The sequence below is a fragment of the Streptomyces sp. NBC_00209 genome (assembly GCF_045206345.1).
Lineage (GTDB): Bacteria > Actinomycetota > Actinomycetes > Streptomycetales > Streptomycetaceae > Streptomyces.
In genome coordinates, this window is the sequence record NZ_CP108121.1 from 4,975,248 (window position 1) to 4,992,433 (window position 17,186).

The following is a 17,186-nucleotide window of genomic DNA, read 5'->3' on the forward strand; positions in this document are numbered from 1 at the left end:
GACGGACACCGGGCGGTACGGAGGGGTGGATGCCTCCGTCAGCCGGCGTCCCGCGTGCCGCTCGCCCGGCGACGCAGGAGCCAGGCTCCGCCGACGGCGGCAGCGGCGAGTACGCCGGCTCCCGCCGCGATCTGGGTGGTGTCCGGGCCGACGCTGCCGCCGACTCCGGTCTTCACGTGCCCCGAGGGGGCGGTGGGCGCGGCCGAGGTCCGGTGCCCGGTGGGCGTCTCACGGCCGGCCCCGGTCTCGTCACGGCCGGACCCCGTCTCGTCCCGCCCGGACCCGGTGGGGCGCTCGGTGGGCGTGCCGCGGCCGGCCTCGGCGGGGGCGTCCGGGACGCGGGCGGCGCCGGCGGACTCGGCGTCGAGCCCGTCCAGGCCCTCCGTGTCCTCGTCGCCGCCCAGGCCGTCGAGGTCGGAGAAGTCGTACGTAGGCGAGTCGGCGGCCCCGGCGGGGGCGGCGGGCTCCTCGGCACCGGCCCCGTCCGTCTCGTCGCGCGAGGAGCCCGCGGCCTTCACCTCGATCTCGCCGGTGGCCTTCTCGCCGTTCGCGCAGTCCACGCCGATGCCGTACGACCCGGGCGCGACGCCGCCGGGCACCCGGAAGGAGCCGGCCAGGGCCTCTTCGAGGGAGACGGGCGCCAGCGGGAACTCCGGGGCGTCCAGCGCGCTCGCGTCGCCGGTGGCGGCGCTGTCGCCCCCGCAGGCGGTGGTGTCCACGGTGACCGTGGCGCCCGGCGCGGCGCTGGCGGGGGAGATCCTCAGTGTCGCCGCCTCGTCCCCGTACGCGGACGGGGCGGCGGCGCTGAGGCCGAGCGCGGCGGCGGCCAGGGCCGCGGCGGCGGTGCCGGTCACGAGTCGGGCAGGACGGCGCATGGGGTTTCCTCCGAGCAGGGGCGCTGGCGGGTGTGTCCTGGCTCCGAGCCAACAGCCGGACCGGCCCCCATGCCTGCTGACACCGAGTCAGCTCTCACCCGTCCGGCCCGGCGTGGCCTCCTTGCCAATCGGTGTCGTCGCAGGTCACAGGGGTGGCGGTGGGCGGGGTACGCGGTCCGTCGCGCCCTGGTGCCGTTCGGGTGACGGGCCCGCCGGGCGATGTGGCGTACATCACACGCGTGAGCCGCCGCTGAGCGGGAACACGCATCACAACCCCCCACGGGACGGTGCGCACAGCCGCCCCCGGCCGACGCCCCCTCCGGACCTCTCCCCCCTGGGTCCGGAGGGGGCGGACTGCGTCAGGGGCGTCCGGGTGCCCCGGCCGACCACTCGACCACCGGCGGCCGGATGCGCGCGCAGAGCGGCCGCGTCTCGGCGTCCGAGAGTGGAAGCCGGGCGGTGAGATGCCCCGAGCGCACGGCCGCCGCCAGGACGGCCGGGTCGACGTCGGCGAACATCAGCTTGGCCCGCCGGAACATCGTGAACAGGCCGTCCGCGTCGACCGTGCCCCAGGACAGGTACACGAAGCGCCCGCCGAGCCGGTTCTGCACGTACGGCCCCCGGACCGCGACCCCGTCCGCGTCCTCGGCCGCCGTGCACTCCAGGGTCCAGCGGGCGCCCGGAGCGTCCCCCGGGGTCGGGCCGAGGAGTTCGCCGGGGCTGTCCTTGCGCTGGACGCCCACGTGGATGTTCTCGTAGCCGGGGAAGCCGGGCCCGGCCGGGCAGGAGCGCCCCGGCAGGCGTGATCCCTCGATGTGGAGCAGCAGGGGAGACTCCATGTCAGACCACCTCGCCCGGGGTCGCCTCGTACGCCGTGGCCAGGCGCTTCATCAGCTCCGCGTCGACCGTGAACGCGGTGCCGTCGATCCGGGCGACCGGGGCCATGCCCAGCGAGTTGGTGAGGAACGCCGACCGGAACGCCCCGAGCCCGTCCAGGGTCACCGGCCGGCGCAGCGACGTCAGGCCCGCGCCCGGAAGCTCACGTTCCAGGACGCCCATGGCCACGCCGGACAGGGCCGGGGCCTGCGGCCAGGTGACCGTCGTGCCGTCCCAGAAGCCGATGTTGGTGAACGCCCCCTCGGTCACCGAGCCGTCGGGCAGGGTCAGCAGCGCGTCGTCGTACCCGGCGCGGCGGGCCAGGTCCGCGTAGTAGGTCTGGCCGAACTCGCCGGGCCGTTTGAGGTGCGCGGCGGTCCGGGCGAACGGGACGGACTTCAGGCTCTTCGGCCCGGAATCCATCCCGCCCGGGTCCCGTACCGCCACCATCACGGTCGTCGCGGTGTTCCCCGGCGGCAGATACGCGTGCACCCGCACCGAGGCGTCCGCCGCGCCCGCGCTCTCCAGCGCGTGCCGGATCAGCCGGCGCACCAGCTCCCCGTCCAGGGGGAGCTCGAACAGCTCGCGGTTGGCCGCGTCCAGCCGGGCCAGGTGCAGGCCGAGACCGCGCACCCGGCCCTCGCGTACCTGCATCGCCGTGAAGTGGCCGTAGTTGAAGAACAGCGCCCGGCTCAGATCGTCCTCGGTGGCGGGCCGGCCGTCGAACTCTGCGTACGGGAGGGCCGCCGCTGCTGGAGTGGTCATGCGGTCACGGTATGCGGCCGCCGGCGCCCGGCGGGAGGGGCGTTCCCCGCCGCGCTTGACCTCAACCATGGTTGAGGCGCGAACGTCTTCGCCATGGACCTCATCACCGCGGAATCCACCACCACGACCCTGCCCGGGACCGCCCCCCTGAAGGTGGCCGTCATCCTCGCCAGCAACCGCGAGGGCCGGTTCGCCCCCGTCATCGCCGACTGGTTCCTCGCCCACGCCGACGCCCATCCCGCGATCGATACGGACGTGGTCGACGTCGCCGGCCTCGATCTGCCCACCGCCCTCTCCTACCGCCTGGAGGGCGACGCCCGGGAGGTGCTGGCCGGGGTCTCGGCCCGGCTGGCCGAGGCGGACGCCTTCGTCGTCGTCACCCCCGAGTACAACCACTCCTATCCGGCGCCCCTGAAGAACCTCATCGACTGGCACCGCGACGAGTGGCAGGCCAAACCCGTCGCGTTCGTCTCGTACGGCGGGGTCTCCGGCGGACTCCGGGCGGTCGAGCACCTGCGCCAGGTCTTCGCCGAGCTGCACACCGTCTCGATCCGCGACACCGTCTCCTTCCACAACGCCGGCGCCCAGTTCGACGACGAGGGCAGGCACCGCGACCCGGCCGGCCCGGACGCCGCCGTGAAGACGCTGCTCGACCAGCTCGTCTGGTGGGGCCGCGCGCTGCGGGACGCGAAGAGGGCCCACCCGTACGGCGGCTGATGGCGCGGCGGGAGGCGGCACCCCACAATCGGGGAGGAACCGCCTACCGCTGCGAGGAGACCCCGAAGTGACGACGACGCCGGCATGGCTGACCGTACTGACCACGACGGACAGCGAGGAGAAGGCCAGGGAACTGGCGCGGGGAGTGGTCGAGGCGCGGCTCGCCGCGTGCGTCCAGATCTCCGCGCCCGTCACCTCCGTCTACCGCTGGCAGAACGCCATCGAGGCCACCGAGGAGTGGCAGCTGTTCTGCAAGACGACGGCCGAGCGGTACGAGGAGCTGGAGGCCCACCTCCAGGAGGCGCACGACTACGAAACCCCGGAGATCATCGCCCTGCCGGTCCTCCGGGGCAGCGCCCGCTACCTGGGCTGGGTCTCGGCCGAGACCGCCCCGGTCACCTCGGTCTGAGACCCGGCGCCCCGGTCAGCGGGAGGCCGCCGCCAACGCGTCGTCCACGCCGCGTTCCCGGGGGCCCAGGAAGTGCGGGTCCGGCTCGAACAGGGCGTCGAGCGCCGCCTTCCCCGCCGCGAACACCTCCCGCGTCCCGCCGTAGTACCAGGTGGCGTCGTGCTCGGCGTCCACCCCGACCCCGTACGCGTCGATCCCCGCCGCCCGGCACAGCGCGAGGGCCCGGCGGATGTGGAAGCCCTGGCTCACCAGCACCGCCCGGTCCACGCCGAAGATCTTCTTCGCCCGCACGCAGGAGTCCCAGGTGTCGAAGCCCGCGAAGTCGCTGACGATCCGGTCGTCCGGCACGCCCTTCCCGACCAGGAACGCCCGCATCGCGTCCGGCTCGTCGTACTCCACGCGGCTGTTGTCCCCGGTCACCAGGACGACCTTCACCTTGCCCTCCCGGTAGAGCGCGGCGGCCGTCCGCAGCCGGTTCGCGAGGTACGGGGACGGCTTCCCGTCCCACAGCCCCGCCCCGAACACCACCGCGACCTGCCGCGCGGGCACGTCCTCGACGGTCCTGATCCGGGCATCGGCCACCACATGCAGCCAGGCCGCCGGGGCGAGCGCCAGCACACACGCGGCCATCACCCCCTGCACCGCCCGCCGCCGCCCCCGACGGGTCCTCGGCAGCCGGGGCCGCAGGGCTCTCAGCAGCCGGACGCCCCGCGCCCGCTCGGCCCCCGGTGTCCGCCGCATCCGTACCCTCACTCGCCCGCCCCTTGTTCCCGGGGCCCTGCCGCCCCTGCCCTACTGGACGATCCGGCGGCCGAAAGGGTTCTCCGACCGGCCCGGGCCTCCGCGTACCATCGGGCGATGTCGCTTCCACGGTTGATCGCCTCCGATCTCGACGGCACCCTTCTGCGCGGTGACGGCTCGCTCTCGCCCCGCACCCTGCGCGCCCTGCGCACCGCCGAGGAGGCCGGGGCGGAGGTCGTCATCGTGACCGCCCGGCCGCCCCGCTTCGTGGACCGGCTGGCCGAGGCCACCGGCCTCGTGGGCACCGCGGTGTGCAGCAACGGCGCCCTCGTCTACGACATAGCGAGCCGCAGCGTCGTCGCCTCGCAGATGCTGTCCCTGACCGTGGCCCGGCAGGTCGCCACCGCGCTCGCCGCGGCTGTCCCCGGCGTCGGCTTCGCCCTGGAGACCGGCAACCAGGTCTTCTACGAACCGGCCTACCGGCTGCGCCTGTCCGAGGACGAGGGCGCCGAACTCCCCGTCGCCTCGCTCGCCGAGCTGTGGCTCACCGAGGCCCCCGTCACCAAGCTGCTCGCCTGGACGGAACAGCTCGACGCGGACACCCTGCTCGCCGCCGCCCGCCCGGGGGCCGGTGACACCGTCCAGCTGACCCACTCCGGCGGGCGCGGGCTGCTGGAGATCAGCGCGCCCGGCGTCACCAAGGCCGGCGCGCTCGCGCTGCTCTGCGCGGAGCGGGGCGTCGAGGCGGCGGACGTCATCGCGTTCGGCGACATGCCCAACGACCTCACGGTCCTCGCCTGGGCCGGTACGGGCTACGCCATGGCCAACGCCCACCCGGCGGTGCTGGCCGCCGTGCCGACGCACGCCCGGACCAACGAGGAGGACGGGGTGGCCCAGGTCATCGAGCGCCTGTTCGCGCTGCGGGGGAGGGGCTGAGGGAGGGGGCGCCCGCGCCCTCTGGCGACCTCGCACCCTCTGGCGACCTCGCGCCCCGTGGGCCCGCGCACCCCGTGAACCCGCCGCCTCCGCGCTTCCCCGGTGAGCCGCCGGAAAACCTCCGTGACCGCCACGCAACGCCCCGGCAACGTGCGTCCGCCACCATCGACCCCATGCACCGCATCCGGCACCTTCCCGCGAACCGCCCGGCGTCCGCCGCCCCCGCCCTGGTCGCCGTCGCCCACGGCAGCCGGGACCCGCGCACCCCGCAGGCCGTGGCCGCGCTCCTGGACCGGGTCCGCGAGCTGCGCCCCGGGCTCGACGTCCGCCTCGGCCACATAGAGCTCAACGCGCCGCTCCTGCCGGAGGCCCTGGACGCCCTCGGTGCCGGTGAGGCCGTCCTCGTACCGCTGCTGCTCGGGCGCGGGCACCACGTCAAGCACGACATCCCCGCGTCCGTCGCCGCCGCCCCCGCCCTGCGGGCCCGTGTCGCCGCGCCGCTCGGGCCGCACCCGCTGCTGGTGGAGGCGCTGCACGACCGGCTCACCGAGGCCGGCTGGCACGCGTCGGAGCGGGGGAGCGCCGTCGTCCTCGCCGCCGCCGGGTCGCGCGACCCCGAATCGGCCGCCGACGCCCGGCATACCGCACGGCTCCTCGGGGAACGGCTCGGCGGCGTGCCCGTCGTGCCCGCGTACACCTCCGCCGCCTCGCCCACCGTGCCCGCCGCCGTGCACGCGCTCGCCGCCCGGGGCCACCGCCGGATCGCCGTCGCCTCGTACTTCATCGCGCCCGGGCGCTTCGCCTCGGCCGCCGCCTCCCACGCGCCGTGGATCGCCGCCGCCCCGCTCGGCGCCCACCCCGCGCTGGCCCGGCTGCTCCTGCACCGCTACGACCAGGCGCGCGCGGCGGGATCGGCACTGTGCGACATACCTATGAACAGACGCTTCGCGGCCTCCGCCTGACCGGTCCTGTCGGTGCGGCCGAGGGCCTGTCCGACCCTTCCCGTCTGCCGGGCGACGCCATGCACGCACTCTCGGCGTGCCGGCCCCAGACCCCAGTACATCCAGTACAGGGGTCTGGGGCCGGCACGCCGAGAGCACCCGCCTGACGCCGCCCGGCCCGCCCTCCGGGCGGACGACGGGAATGGCCGGACAGGCCCTAATCTCGGACGCATGAACGGCACGGACGGCACACAGCACCCCGGTACGGCCCCCTACGGCCCGGCCGACGCCGAGCGCTGGGACCCCGAGCCGGACAAACGGCCCGGCCGCACCGCCTTCCAGCGCGACCGCGCCCGCGTGCTGCACTCCGCGGCGCTGCGCAGGCTCGCCGGGAAGACCCAGGTCGTCACGCCCGGCACCCGCGGCCCCGCCTGGGACGCCAGCCCGCGCACCCGGCTCACCCACTCCCTGGAGTGCGCCCAGGTCGGCCGCGAGCTCGGCGCCGCCCTCGGCTGCGACCCCGACCTGGTGGAGGCGGCCTGCCTCTCCCACGACATGGGACACCCGCCTTTCGGTCACAACGGCGAGCAGGCGCTCAACGACTTCGCGTCCGACTGCGGTGGCTTCGAGGGCAACGCCCAGTCGCTGCGGCTGCTCACCCGCCTCGAACCCAAGCGCTTCGTCCCCGACACCCGCACCGGCGACCTGGCCAGCGTCGGGCTCAACCTCACCCGCGCCGCCCTCGACGCCGCCACCAAGTACCCCTGGCCCCGGGGCGCCCACCCCACCGACCCCGGCTCGCCCAAATTCGGGGTCTACGAGGACGACCTGCCGGTCTTCCAGTGGTTCCGCGAGGGCGCCCCCCGCGACCGCACGTGCTTCGAGGCCCAGGTCATGGACTGGTCCGACGACGTGGCGTACTCCGTGCACGACTTCGAGGACGGGCTGCACGCGGGCCACATCGACCCCAACTGCCTGGAGGCCGAACCGGAGCGCCGCGACATCTGGGACGTCGCCATCGGCCGCTACGTCCCCGCCGACACCGACCCGCAGGAGCTGGCCGACGCGCTCGACCGGCTCATCGCCCAGGAGTGGTGGCCGCACGGCTACGACGGGTCCGCCGTCGCCCAGGCCCGCCTGAAGGACGCCACCAGCCAGCTGATCGGCCGCTTCTGCCTCGCCGCCGAGACCGCCACCCGCCAGGGATACGGCACCGGACGCCTCACCCGCTACGCCGCCGAGCTGGTCGTCCCGCGCGACGCGCGCAACGAGTGCGCGGTGCTCAAGGCCATCGCCGACCGTTACGTGATGCAGCGCGCCGAGCAGGAGGAGATCCGCGCCGGCCAGCGCGTCGTCATCGCCGAGCTGGCCGCCGCGCTCACCGCCCGCGCCCCCGAAGGGCTCGAACCGCAGCTGCGCGCGCTGTACGAGGCGGCGCCCGACGACCGCGCCCGCAAGCGGGTCCTCGTGGACCAGATCGCCGCCCTCACCGACGCCTCGGCCCGCACCCTGCACACCCACCTCACCCGGGACGGCGCCCGCCACCCGGAGTGACCCGATCGGGCCACACCCCCTTCCCCCACTACGCTGCGTGCGGGACGCTCGCAGTTGGCGCCGCGCAGCAAGCACCGAGGAGGCATCACGTGGTCGACGCACATCGGACGTTCGTCATCGTCGGCGGAGGGCTGGCCGGGGCGAAGGCAGCCCAGACGCTCCGGTCGGAGGGATTCAGCGGCCGGGTCATCCTGATCGGCGACGAGCGCGACCATCCGTACGAACGCCCGCCGCTGTCCAAGGGGTACCTGACCGGGAAGGAGGACCGCGACAGCGTCTTCGTCCACGAGACCGCCTGGTACGCGGGCGCCGAGATCGAGCTCCACCTCGGCCAGTCCGTCACCGGTCTGGACCGCGAGGCGCGCACCGTGGAGACGGGCGACGGCACCGTCATCCACTACGACAAGCTGCTGCTCGCCACCGGCGCCGAACCCCGCCGCCTCGACGTCCCCGGCACCGACCTGGCCGGCGTCCACCACCTGCGCCGCCTCGCCCACGCCGACCGGCTGCGCAACGTCCTCGCCGCCCTCGGCCGCGACAACGGCCACCTGGTCATCGCCGGAGCCGGCTGGATCGGCCTGGAGGTCGCGGCCGCCGCCCGCGGCTACGGCGCCGAGGTCACCGTGGTCGAACCGGAGGCGACCCCGCTGCTCCGGGTCGTCGGGCCGGAGGTCGGCCAGATCTTCACCGAGCTCCACAGCGACCACGGCGTCCGCTTCCACTTCGGCGGCCGGCTCACCGAGATCGTCGGCCAGGACGGCATGGTCCTCGCGGTGCGCACCGACGACGGCGAGGAGCACCTCGCCCACGACGTCCTCGCCGCCATCGGCGCCGCCCCCCGCACCGCGCTCGCCGAGGCGGCCGGTCTGGAGATCGCCCCGCGCGAGGAGGGCGGCGGCATCGCCGTCGACGCCTCGCTGCGCACCAGCGACCCGCACATCTACGCCGCCGGCGACGTGGCGAACGCCGCCCATCCGCTGCTCGGGACCCGGCTGCGGGTCGAGCACTGGGCCAACGCGCTGAACGGCGGCCCGGCCGCGGCCCGCGCCATGCTCGGCCAGGACGTCGCCTACGACCGGGTGCCCTACTTCTTCTCCGACCAGTACGACCTGGGCCTGGAGTACTCCGGCTGGGCCCCGCCCGGCAGCTACGACCAGGTGGTCATCCGGGGCGACGCGGGCAAGCGCCGGTTCATCGCGTTCTGGCTGAGGGACCGCACCGTACTGGCCGGGATGAACGTCAACGTGTGGGACGTCACGGAGCACATCCAGAAGCTGATCCGGGCCGGCCGGCCCGTCGACCCGGACGCCCTTGCAGACCCCTCGGTGCCCCTGGAAACCCTGGTCTAGGTGTTCTGTCCGAGGAGGTTGTGGACGGGTGAGCCATATCTCGGCTGAGGGATCTTGAACGGGTGAGGGCCTTCCGGGTTCGGTGTGGATTGCGACATCTGCACCGACCAGAAAGGCCCTCGTGCCCCACCGTAATGCACCCCTGACCGAGACCGGCCGCCTGCGTCTGGCCCACTGCGTCGTCGAGGACGGCTGGCCCCTGCGGCGGGCGGCCGAGCGCTTCCAGGTCTCACCCACCACCGCCCAACGATGGGCGAGCCGCTACCGGGACCTCGGCGAGGCCGGCATGACCGACCGCTCCTCCCGCCCCCACCACAGCCCACGACGGACCCCGACCCGCACCGAACGCCGGATCATCAAGGTCCGACTCCTGCGCCGGTGGGGACCGGCCCGCATCGCCCACCTGCTGGGCCTGGTCCCCTCCACCGTCCACCGCGTGCTGGTCCGCTTCGGCCTGGCCCGCCTCACCCACCTCGACCGCGCCACCGGACACGTCATACGCCGCTACGAACGCGACCGCCCCGGCGAACTCGTACACGTCGACATCAAGAAGCTCGGCAACATCCCCGACGGCGGAGGCCACAAGGCCCTGGGCCGCCAGGCCGGCCGCAAGACCCGCTCGAACGCCGGCTACAGCTACATCCACACCGCCGTCGACGACCACTCCCGCCTCGCCTACAGCGAGATCCTCACCGACGAGAAGAAGGAAACCGCCACCGCCTTCTGGACCCGCGCCCACGCCTACTTCACCAGCGCAGGCATCACCGTCGAACGCGTCCTGACCGACAACGGCTCCTGCTACAAGTCCCACACCTGGCGCGACACGCTCGCAGCGGCCGGGATCGCCCACAAACGCACCCGCCCCTACCGCCCCCAGACCAACGGCAAGGTCGAACGCCTCAACCGCACCCTGCTCGACGAATGGGCCTACGCACGCCCCTACCGATCAGAACAAGAACGCCGCGACGCGTTCCCACAATGGCTCCACACCTACAATCACCACCGCGGACACACCGCGCTCAAGGGCCAACCACCCGCCAGCCGCGTCCCTAACCTCACGGGTCAGTACATCTAGGCCGCCCCGGGCCGGCGCGCGGGACATGGCTCCCGCCTCCGCGCCGGTCCGGGCCCGACCCCTGCCCGGACCGTTCCTGTCCGAGCCCACCCGTAGACTTCAACGCGTGGCAGGCAGGATCAATGACGACGACGTGAAGGCGGTACGGGACGCGGTCCCGATCGACGCCGTCGTTTCCGAGTACCTCCAGCTGCGCAACGCGGGCGGAGGCAACCTCAAGGGCCTCTGCCCCTTCCACGACGAGAAGTCCCCGTCCTTCCAGGTCAGTCCGAGCAAGGGTCTCTTCCACTGCTTCGGCTGCCAGGAGGGCGGCGACACGATCGCCTTCGTGCAGAAGATCGACCACCTGACCTTCGCGGAAGTGGTCGAGCGGCTGGCCGCCAAGGCCGGCATCACCCTGCGCTACGAGGAGGGCGGCTACAACCCCTCCCACCAGCGCGGCGAGCGGATCCGGCTGGTCGAGGCGCACAAGGTGGCCGCCCAGTTCTACGTGGACCAGCTGAACGGCCCCGAGGCCGAGATCGGCCGCACGTTCCTCGCGGACCGGGGCTTCGACCAGGCCGCCGCCGCCCACTTCGGCGTCGGCTACAGCCCGGCCGGCTGGGACCACCTCACCCGCTTCCTGCGCGGCAAGGGCTTCAGCGACAAGGAGCTGATCACCTCCGGCATCTCCCAGGACGGCAGGCGCGGTCCCATCGACCGTTTCCGGGGCCGCCTGATGTGGCCCATCCGCGACACCGCCGGGGATGTCGTCGGCTTCGGCGCCCGCAAGCTCCGCGACGACGACAACGGCCCGAAGTACCTCAACACCCCCGAGACCCCGATCTACAAGAAGTCCCAGGTGCTGTACGGCATCGACCTGGCCAAGAAGGACATCGCCAAGTCCAGCCGGGCCGTCGTGGTCGAGGGCTACACCGACGTGATGGCCTGCCACCTCGCCGGGGTCACCACCGCCATCGCCACCTGCGGCACCGCCTTCGGCGGCGACCACATCAAGATCCTCCGCCGCCTCCTCATGGACAACGGCAGCGCCCGCGTGATCTTCACCTTCGACGGCGACGCGGCCGGTCAGAAGGCCGCCCTGCGCGCCTTCGAGGACGACCAGAAGTTCGCCGCCGAGACGTACATCGCCATCGCCCCGGACAACATGGACCCGTGCGACCTGCGCCTGGCCAAGGGTGACGACGCCGTCCGCGACCTGGTCGAACCGCGCACCCCGCTCTTCGAGTTCGCGCTGCGCCAGATCGTCGGGCGCTACGACCTGGAGACCCCGGCCGGCCGCGCCGCCGCGCTGGACGAGGCCGCCCCCGTCGTCGCCAAGATCAAGACGGGCAGCGTCCAGCGCGAGGTCGCCGTCCAGCTGGCCGGCTTCGTCGGCATCCTGGACCAGGAGTACGTCGTCCACCGGATCAACCAGCTCGCCCAGTGGGCCCGCGGCCGGGGCGGCGACCGGCGCGGACCCGCCCCCGCCGCCCGGGGCGGCGCCCGCCACCAGCAGGTCCAGGCCCCGCCCCTGGCCTCGGGCCCCGCGCTCAACCTCCGCAGCCCCGCCCACCGCACCGAGCGCGAACTGCTCAAGCTCGCCCTCCAACGCCCCGAGCTGGTCGCGCCCGCCTTCGACGCCTACGGGTCCGACGAGTTCACCGCACCGCCCTACGCCGCCGTGCGCCAGTGCGTCGAGGAGGCGGGCGGCGCCGAGCAGGGCCTCGCCGACAGCCGCGAGTATCTCGTCCGGGTGCTCGACGCCACCCCCAACGAATCCGTCCGCAAGCTGGTCACCGAGCTCGCGGTCGAGGTCTTCCACGGCAAGTCCATCGACGAGACCTACGCCGGGGAACACCTGGTCAAGGTCCGGCTGCGTGCCGTCGACCGCCGGATCAACGACGTCCAGAGCAGCCTGGCCCGCCTCGGCAGCAACGTGGCCCCCGACCACCTGGCCGCCGCGCAGAACGAGGTCTGGGTCCTCCAGCAGTACGCCCAGACCCTGCGCAACCACGGCGCCAACGCACTCTGACATCACCCGGCCGTCACGGACCGGACTCAGAAAGTCACCGCACGCCCCTCGTGGCGGCTGTGTGTCGTACCCCACACTGGATGGCGGTGCCCTGAGTCATCGGAGCGCGGCCCCGTCCCGCGGTCCGGCAGCGATCACCTGGAGGTCGCCCCCGTGCAGACCCGGACCGTCACCGAAGCCGAGCGCGCCCCGGCCGTCCCCGTACAGGCCAGGGCGGCGCACCACCCCGAGGGGGTCATGGAGGAGCCGGACGAGCCCCCGGAGCCGCGCGGGAGACCGGAGGCCGCCGGGCCCACCTCGGACCTGTTCCGCCAGTACCTGCGCGAGATCGGGCGCATCCCGCTGCTCACCGCCGCCGACGAGGTGGAGCTCGCCCGGTGCATCGAGGCCGGCCTGTTCGCCGAGGAACGCCTCGCCCGCACCCCGGACCCCGACACCCGCCTGGCCGTCGACCTGGACCGGCTCGTCGTCATGGGCCGCATGGCCAAGCGCCGCCTCATCGAGGCCAACCTGCGCCTCGTCGTCTCCGTCGCCAAGCGCTACGTGGGCCGCGGCCTGACCATGCTCGACCTCGTCCAGGAGGGGAACCTCGGGCTGATCCGCGCCGTCGAGAAGTTCGACTACGCGCGCGGCTACAAGTTCTCGACGTACGCGACCTGGTGGATACGGCAGGCCATGTCCCGCGCCCTCGCCGACCAGGCCCGGACCATAAGGGTCCCGGTCCACGTCGTGGAGCTGATCAACCGCGTCGTCCGGGTCCAGCGCCGCATGCTCCAGGAACGCGGCTACGAGCCCACCCCCGAGGAGGTCGCCGCCCACCTCGACCTGACGCCCGAACGGGTCGGCGAGATCCTGCGCCTGGCCCAGGAACCCGTCTCGCTGCACGCCCCGGTCGGCGAGGAGGAGGACGTCTCGCTCGGCGACCTCATCGAGGACGGGGACGCCGCGTCCCCCGTGGAGTCGGCCGCCTTCCTGCTGCTGCGCCAGCACCTGGAAGCGGTGCTCTCCACCCTGGGCGAGCGCGAACGCAAGGTGGTCCAGCTGCGCTACGGGCTGGTCGACGGGCGGCCCCGCACCCTGGAGGAGATCGGCCGCATCTTCGGCGTGACGCGCGAACGCATACGCCAGATCGAGTCCAGGACCCTCAGCAGACTGCGCGACCACGCCTCCGCCGACCAGCTCCGCGGCTACCTCGACTGACTACGCGCACGCGCGTACGACCGGGGCAGCCGCGGAATCCGGCGGTCAGTCGACCTCGGCGACCGCCTGGGCGAACTGCGCCGCGTACAGCCGGGCGTAGGCGCCCTTCGCGTCCAGCAGTTCGTCGTGCGTGCCCTGCTCCACGATCGAGCCGTTCTCCATGACCAGGATGACGTCGGCGTCCCGGATGGTGGAGAGCCGGTGCGCGATCACGAAGCTCGTACGGCCGTGCGCCAGGCCCGCCATCGCCTTCTGGATCAGCACCTCGGTCCGGGTGTCGACGGAGCTGGTCGCCTCGTCCAGCACGAGTATCACCGGGTCGGACAGGAACGCCCGGGCGATCGTGATCAGCTGCTTCTCGCCCGCGCTGACCCCGGAGCCCTCGTCGTCGATCACCGTGTCGTAACCGTCCGGCAGGGTCCGGATGAAGCGGTCGGCGTGGGCCGCCCGCGCAGCCTCCTCGATGCGCTCCCGGCCGACGTCGCCGGAGGCCCCGTAGGCGATGTTCTCCGCGATGGTCCCGCCGAACAGCCAGGTGTCCTGGAGGACCATGCCGATGCCCGAACGCAGGTCCGCCCGGGACATCCTCGCGATGTCCACGCCGTCCAGCGTGATCCGGCCGCCCGTCACCTCGTAGAACCGCATCAGCAGGTTGACCAGCGTCGTCTTGCCGGCGCCCGTCGGGCCGACGATCGCGACCGTGTGACCCGGTTCGACGTTCAGCGACAGGTCCTCGATGAGCGGCTTCTCCGGGTCGTAGCGGAACGACACGTGCTCCAGCGCGACGCTGCCGCGCAGGATGCCGGGGTGCTCGCCCTCGCCCTTCGCCGGGTCGGCCTCCTGCTCCTCGGCGTCCAGCAGCTCGAAGATCCGCTCCGCCGAGGCGACACCGGACTGCACCAGGTTGGCCATCGAGGCGACCTGGGTCAGCGGCATCGAGAACTGCCGCGAGTACTGGATGAACGCCTGCACATCACCGATCGACAGCGAGCCGGACGCGACCCGGAGCCCGCCGACCACGGCGATCAGCACGTAGTTCAGGTTCGACACGAACATCATCAGCGGCTGCATGATCCCGCTGTTGAACTGCGCCTTGAACCCGGCCTCGTACAGCGCGTCGTTCTGCTCGGCGAAGTCCTTCGCGGACTCCTGCTGCCGGCCGAAGACCTTCACCAGGGTGTGGCCGGTGTACATCTCCTCGATGTGGGCGTTGAGCTTGCCCGTCACCTTCCACTGCTGCACGAACTGCGGCTGCGAGCGCTTGCCGACCTTCGTCGCCACGACCACCGACAGCGGCACGGTCACCAGCGCGACCAGCGCCAGCAGCGGCGAGATCCAGAACATCATCACCAGCACGCCGACGATCGTCAGCAGGGAGTTGATGAGCTGGCCCATCGTCTGCTGCATCGTCTGCGCGATGTTGTCGATATCGTTCGTCGCCCGGCTCAGCACCTCGCCGCGCTTGGCGCGGTCGAAGTACGAGAGCGGCAGCCGCGACAGCTTCGTCTGGATGTCCTCACGGAGCTGGAACACGACCCGGTTGATGATCCGGATCGACAGACGCGTCGACACCAGCATCAGCAGCCCCGCGCCGACGTACACCGCGAGCGCCATCAGCAGGATGTCGCCGACCGCGCCGAAGTCGATGCCCTGCCCCGGCGTGAAGTCCACCCCGGACAGCATGTCGGCCAGGCCGCTGTTGCTCCTGCGCAGGCCCTCGACGGCCTGTTCCTTGGTCGTCCCCGCGTCCATGGACCGGCCGACGACTCCGGCGAAGACCAGGTCGGTCGCCTTGCCGAGGATCTTCGGTCCGACCACGGAGAGCCCGACGCTGAACGCGACCGCGACCAGCATCATGTACAGGGTGTTCTTCGCGACGGCGAAGCGCTTCAGCAGCCGCTTCGAGGACCCCTTGAAGTCCATGGACCGCTCGGTCGGCGCCCCGCCCGCCATCATGCGTCCGCCAGGCCCGGCCATTACGCGGCCTCCGCTTCCGTCAGCTGGGAGAGCACGATCTCCCGGTATGTGTCATTGCCGTCCATCAGCTCGTGATGGGTACCGGTCCCGACGACCCGCCCCTCGTCCAGCACGATGATCCGGTCGGCCTCCCGGATGGTGGAGACCCGCTGCGCCACGATCACCACGGTCGCCTCGGCGGTCTCCCGCCCGAGCGCCGCCCGCAGCGCCGCGTCGGTCGCGTAGTCCAGCGCCGAGAACGAGTCGTCGAAGAGGTAGATCTCCGGGCGCTGCACCAGCGTCCGCGCGATCGAGAGCCGCTGGCGCTGACCGCCGGAGACGTTGGTGCCGCCCTGCGCGATCGGCGCGTCGAGCCCGTGCTCCAGGGCTTCCACGAACTCCTTCGCCTGGGCCACCTCCAGCGCGTGCCACAGCTCCTCGTCGGTCGCGTCCGGATTCCCGTACCGCAGGTTCGTCGCGACCGTCCCCGAGAAGAGGTACGGCTTCTGCGGGACCAGGCTCACCGTCTTCGCCAGCAGCACCGGGTCCAGCGTCCGCACATCGGTCCCGTCGACCAGCACCTGGCCGTCCGTCACGTCGAACAGCCGGGGTACGAGCCCGAGCAGCGTCGACTTCCCGCTGCCCGTCGACCCGATGATCGCGGTCGTCTCGCCCGGCCGCGCCACCAGCTCCACCGCCCGCAGCACCGGCTCCTCGGCGCCCGGGTAGCGGAAGTCCGCGCCGCGCACCTCCAGGTGCCCGTGGGCCTGCAACTCGCGCACCGGCTCGACCGGCGGGACGACGCTGGACTCCGTCTCCAGGACCTCCTGGATGCGCTCGGCGCACACCTCGGCGCGCGGCACCATCATGAACATGAAGGTCGCCATCATCACCGACATGACGATCTGCATCAGATAGGCGAGGAACGCGGTCAGCGCGCCGATCTCCATCCCGCCGCTGTCGATGCGGTGCGCACCGAACCAGACCACCGCGATGGACGACACGTTCACGACGGTCATCACCGTCGGGAACATCAGGGCCATCAGCCGGCCCGTCGACAGCGCCACGTCCGTCAGCTCGGTGTTGGCACCCCGGAAGCGCCCCTCCTCGTAGCCGTCGCGCACGAACGCGCGGATGACGCGGTTGCCGGTGATCTGCTCGCGCAGCACCCGGTTCACCGTGTCGAGCCGCTTCTGCATCTGCCGGAACAGCGGGCGCATCTTCCGCACGATCAGGCTGACCGAGATCCCGAGGACCGGCACCACCGCGAGCAGCACCGCCGAGAGCGGCACGTCCTGGCCCAGCGCCATGATGATGCCGCCGACACACATGATCGGCGCCGACACCATCAGCGTGAACGTCATCAGGACCAGCATCTGTATCTGCTGGACGTCATTGGTCGTACGGGTGATGAGCGACGGGGCGCCGAACCGCCCGACCTCGCGCGAGGAGAAGGACTGCACCCGGTCGAAGACGGACGCCCGCACGTCCCGCCCGAGCGCGGACGCGGTGCGGGCGCCGATGTAGACGGCCCCGATGTTGCAGACCACCTGGGCGATGCTGACGACGATCATCACGCCGCCGTACTGGAGGATGTAGCCCGTGTCCCCCGTCACGACACCGTTGTCGATGATGTCGGCGTTGAGGGTCGGCAGGTAGAGCGTGGCGCAGGTCTGCAGCAGCTGGAAGACGACCAGCACCGCGATCGGTTTCTTGTACGGACCGAGATAGGCCCGCAGGAGTTTTATGAGCACGCGTGTCTCTCGGAGTCGGCGTAG

Annotated in this window: 15 protein-coding genes; 9 read left to right on the forward strand and 6 right to left on the reverse strand. The window is 72.6% G+C overall.

All coding sequences use genetic code 11. The features are described from left to right. Positions 1 to 38: 38 nt before the first annotated feature. The 3 genes from OG867_RS22580 to OG867_RS22590 all read right to left on the reverse strand — a co-directional run bounded on the left by OG867_RS22580 (position 39) and on the right by OG867_RS22590 (position 2,516). Entirely contained in the window at positions 39 to 875 is an 837-nt protein-coding gene (locus tag OG867_RS22580; protein WP_406287898.1) for a hypothetical protein, read from the reverse strand. 359 nt (positions 876 to 1,234) lie between these two features. Then, the gene (locus OG867_RS22585; RefSeq protein WP_406287900.1) at positions 1,235 to 1,714 is read right to left on the reverse strand and encodes a DUF5990 family protein; all 480 of its coding nucleotides are present in this window, start codon (positions 1,712 to 1,714) and stop codon (positions 1,235 to 1,237) included. A 1-nt stretch (position 1,715) separates the two neighbouring features. Then, positions 1,716 to 2,516, reverse strand: coding sequence for an aminotransferase class IV (locus tag OG867_RS22590; RefSeq protein ID WP_406287902.1), 801 nt, complete (start codon positions 2,514 to 2,516; stop codon positions 1,716 to 1,718). Between the two features lie 93 nt (positions 2,517 to 2,609). On the opposite strand from OG867_RS22590, the gene OG867_RS22595 reads away from it, so the two are divergent. Beyond that, positions 2,610 to 3,233, forward strand: a complete 624-nt coding sequence (locus OG867_RS22595) for an NAD(P)H-dependent oxidoreductase (RefSeq protein ID WP_328900081.1) — start codon at positions 2,610 to 2,612, stop codon at positions 3,231 to 3,233. Positions 3,234 to 3,300: 67 nt separating this feature from the next. Then, the gene (cutA, locus tag OG867_RS22600) at positions 3,301 to 3,642 is read left to right on the forward strand and encodes a divalent-cation tolerance protein CutA (RefSeq protein ID WP_328900080.1); all 342 of its coding nucleotides are present in this window, start codon (positions 3,301 to 3,303) and stop codon (positions 3,640 to 3,642) included. A 15-nt stretch (positions 3,643 to 3,657) separates the two neighbouring features. Here the strand turns inward: cutA and OG867_RS22605 are convergent, their stop codons facing one another. Beyond that, positions 3,658 to 4,383, reverse strand: coding sequence for a vancomycin high temperature exclusion protein (locus OG867_RS22605; RefSeq protein WP_406287904.1), 726 nt, complete (start codon positions 4,381 to 4,383; stop codon positions 3,658 to 3,660). 117 nt (positions 4,384 to 4,500) lie between these two features. On the opposite strand from OG867_RS22605, the gene OG867_RS22610 reads away from it, so the two are divergent. The 7 genes from OG867_RS22610 (at position 4,501) to OG867_RS22640 (ending at position 13,452) form a co-directional block, all read left to right on the forward strand. Beyond that, a complete protein-coding gene (locus OG867_RS22610; protein WP_406287906.1) occupies positions 4,501 to 5,319 on the forward strand; it encodes a Cof-type HAD-IIB family hydrolase in 819 nt (272 codons plus the stop codon). A gap of 173 nt (positions 5,320 to 5,492) precedes the next feature. After that, positions 5,493 to 6,281: a sirohydrochlorin chelatase gene (locus OG867_RS22615; protein WP_406287908.1), complete on the forward strand. Its 789-nt coding sequence runs from the start codon at positions 5,493 to 5,495 to the stop codon at positions 6,279 to 6,281. Between the two features lie 210 nt (positions 6,282 to 6,491). Further along, the gene (locus OG867_RS22620) at positions 6,492 to 7,814 is read left to right on the forward strand and encodes a deoxyguanosinetriphosphate triphosphohydrolase (RefSeq protein ID WP_406287910.1); all 1,323 of its coding nucleotides are present in this window, start codon (positions 6,492 to 6,494) and stop codon (positions 7,812 to 7,814) included. Positions 7,815 to 7,903: 89 nt separating this feature from the next. After that, entirely contained in the window at positions 7,904 to 9,163 is a 1,260-nt protein-coding gene (locus tag OG867_RS22625; protein ID WP_406287913.1) for an NAD(P)/FAD-dependent oxidoreductase, read from the forward strand. A 121-nt stretch (positions 9,164 to 9,284) separates the two neighbouring features. Beyond that, a complete protein-coding gene (locus OG867_RS22630; protein ID WP_406287915.1) occupies positions 9,285 to 10,238 on the forward strand; it encodes an IS481 family transposase in 954 nt (317 codons plus the stop codon). 106 nt (positions 10,239 to 10,344) lie between these two features. Further along, the gene (gene dnaG, locus OG867_RS22635; RefSeq protein ID WP_328900075.1) at positions 10,345 to 12,252 is read left to right on the forward strand and encodes a DNA primase; all 1,908 of its coding nucleotides are present in this window, start codon (positions 10,345 to 10,347) and stop codon (positions 12,250 to 12,252) included. A 153-nt stretch (positions 12,253 to 12,405) separates the two neighbouring features. Further along, positions 12,406 to 13,452, forward strand: coding sequence for an RNA polymerase sigma factor (locus OG867_RS22640; protein ID WP_406287917.1), 1,047 nt, complete (start codon positions 12,406 to 12,408; stop codon positions 13,450 to 13,452). Between the two features lie 45 nt (positions 13,453 to 13,497). On the opposite strand, the gene OG867_RS22645 is transcribed toward OG867_RS22640, so the two are convergent. Continuing rightward, positions 13,498 to 15,429 (reverse strand): ABC transporter ATP-binding protein, encoded by a 1,932-nt coding sequence (locus OG867_RS22645; protein WP_406287920.1) that lies wholly within the window; start codon positions 15,427 to 15,429, stop codon positions 13,498 to 13,500. Further along, positions 15,429 to 17,162 (reverse strand): ABC transporter ATP-binding protein, encoded by a 1,734-nt coding sequence (locus OG867_RS22650; protein ID WP_328900072.1) that lies wholly within the window; start codon positions 17,160 to 17,162, stop codon positions 15,429 to 15,431. The genes OG867_RS22645 and OG867_RS22650 overlap by 1 nt, the downstream gene beginning before the upstream one ends. Positions 17,163 to 17,186: the final 24 nt, after the last annotated feature.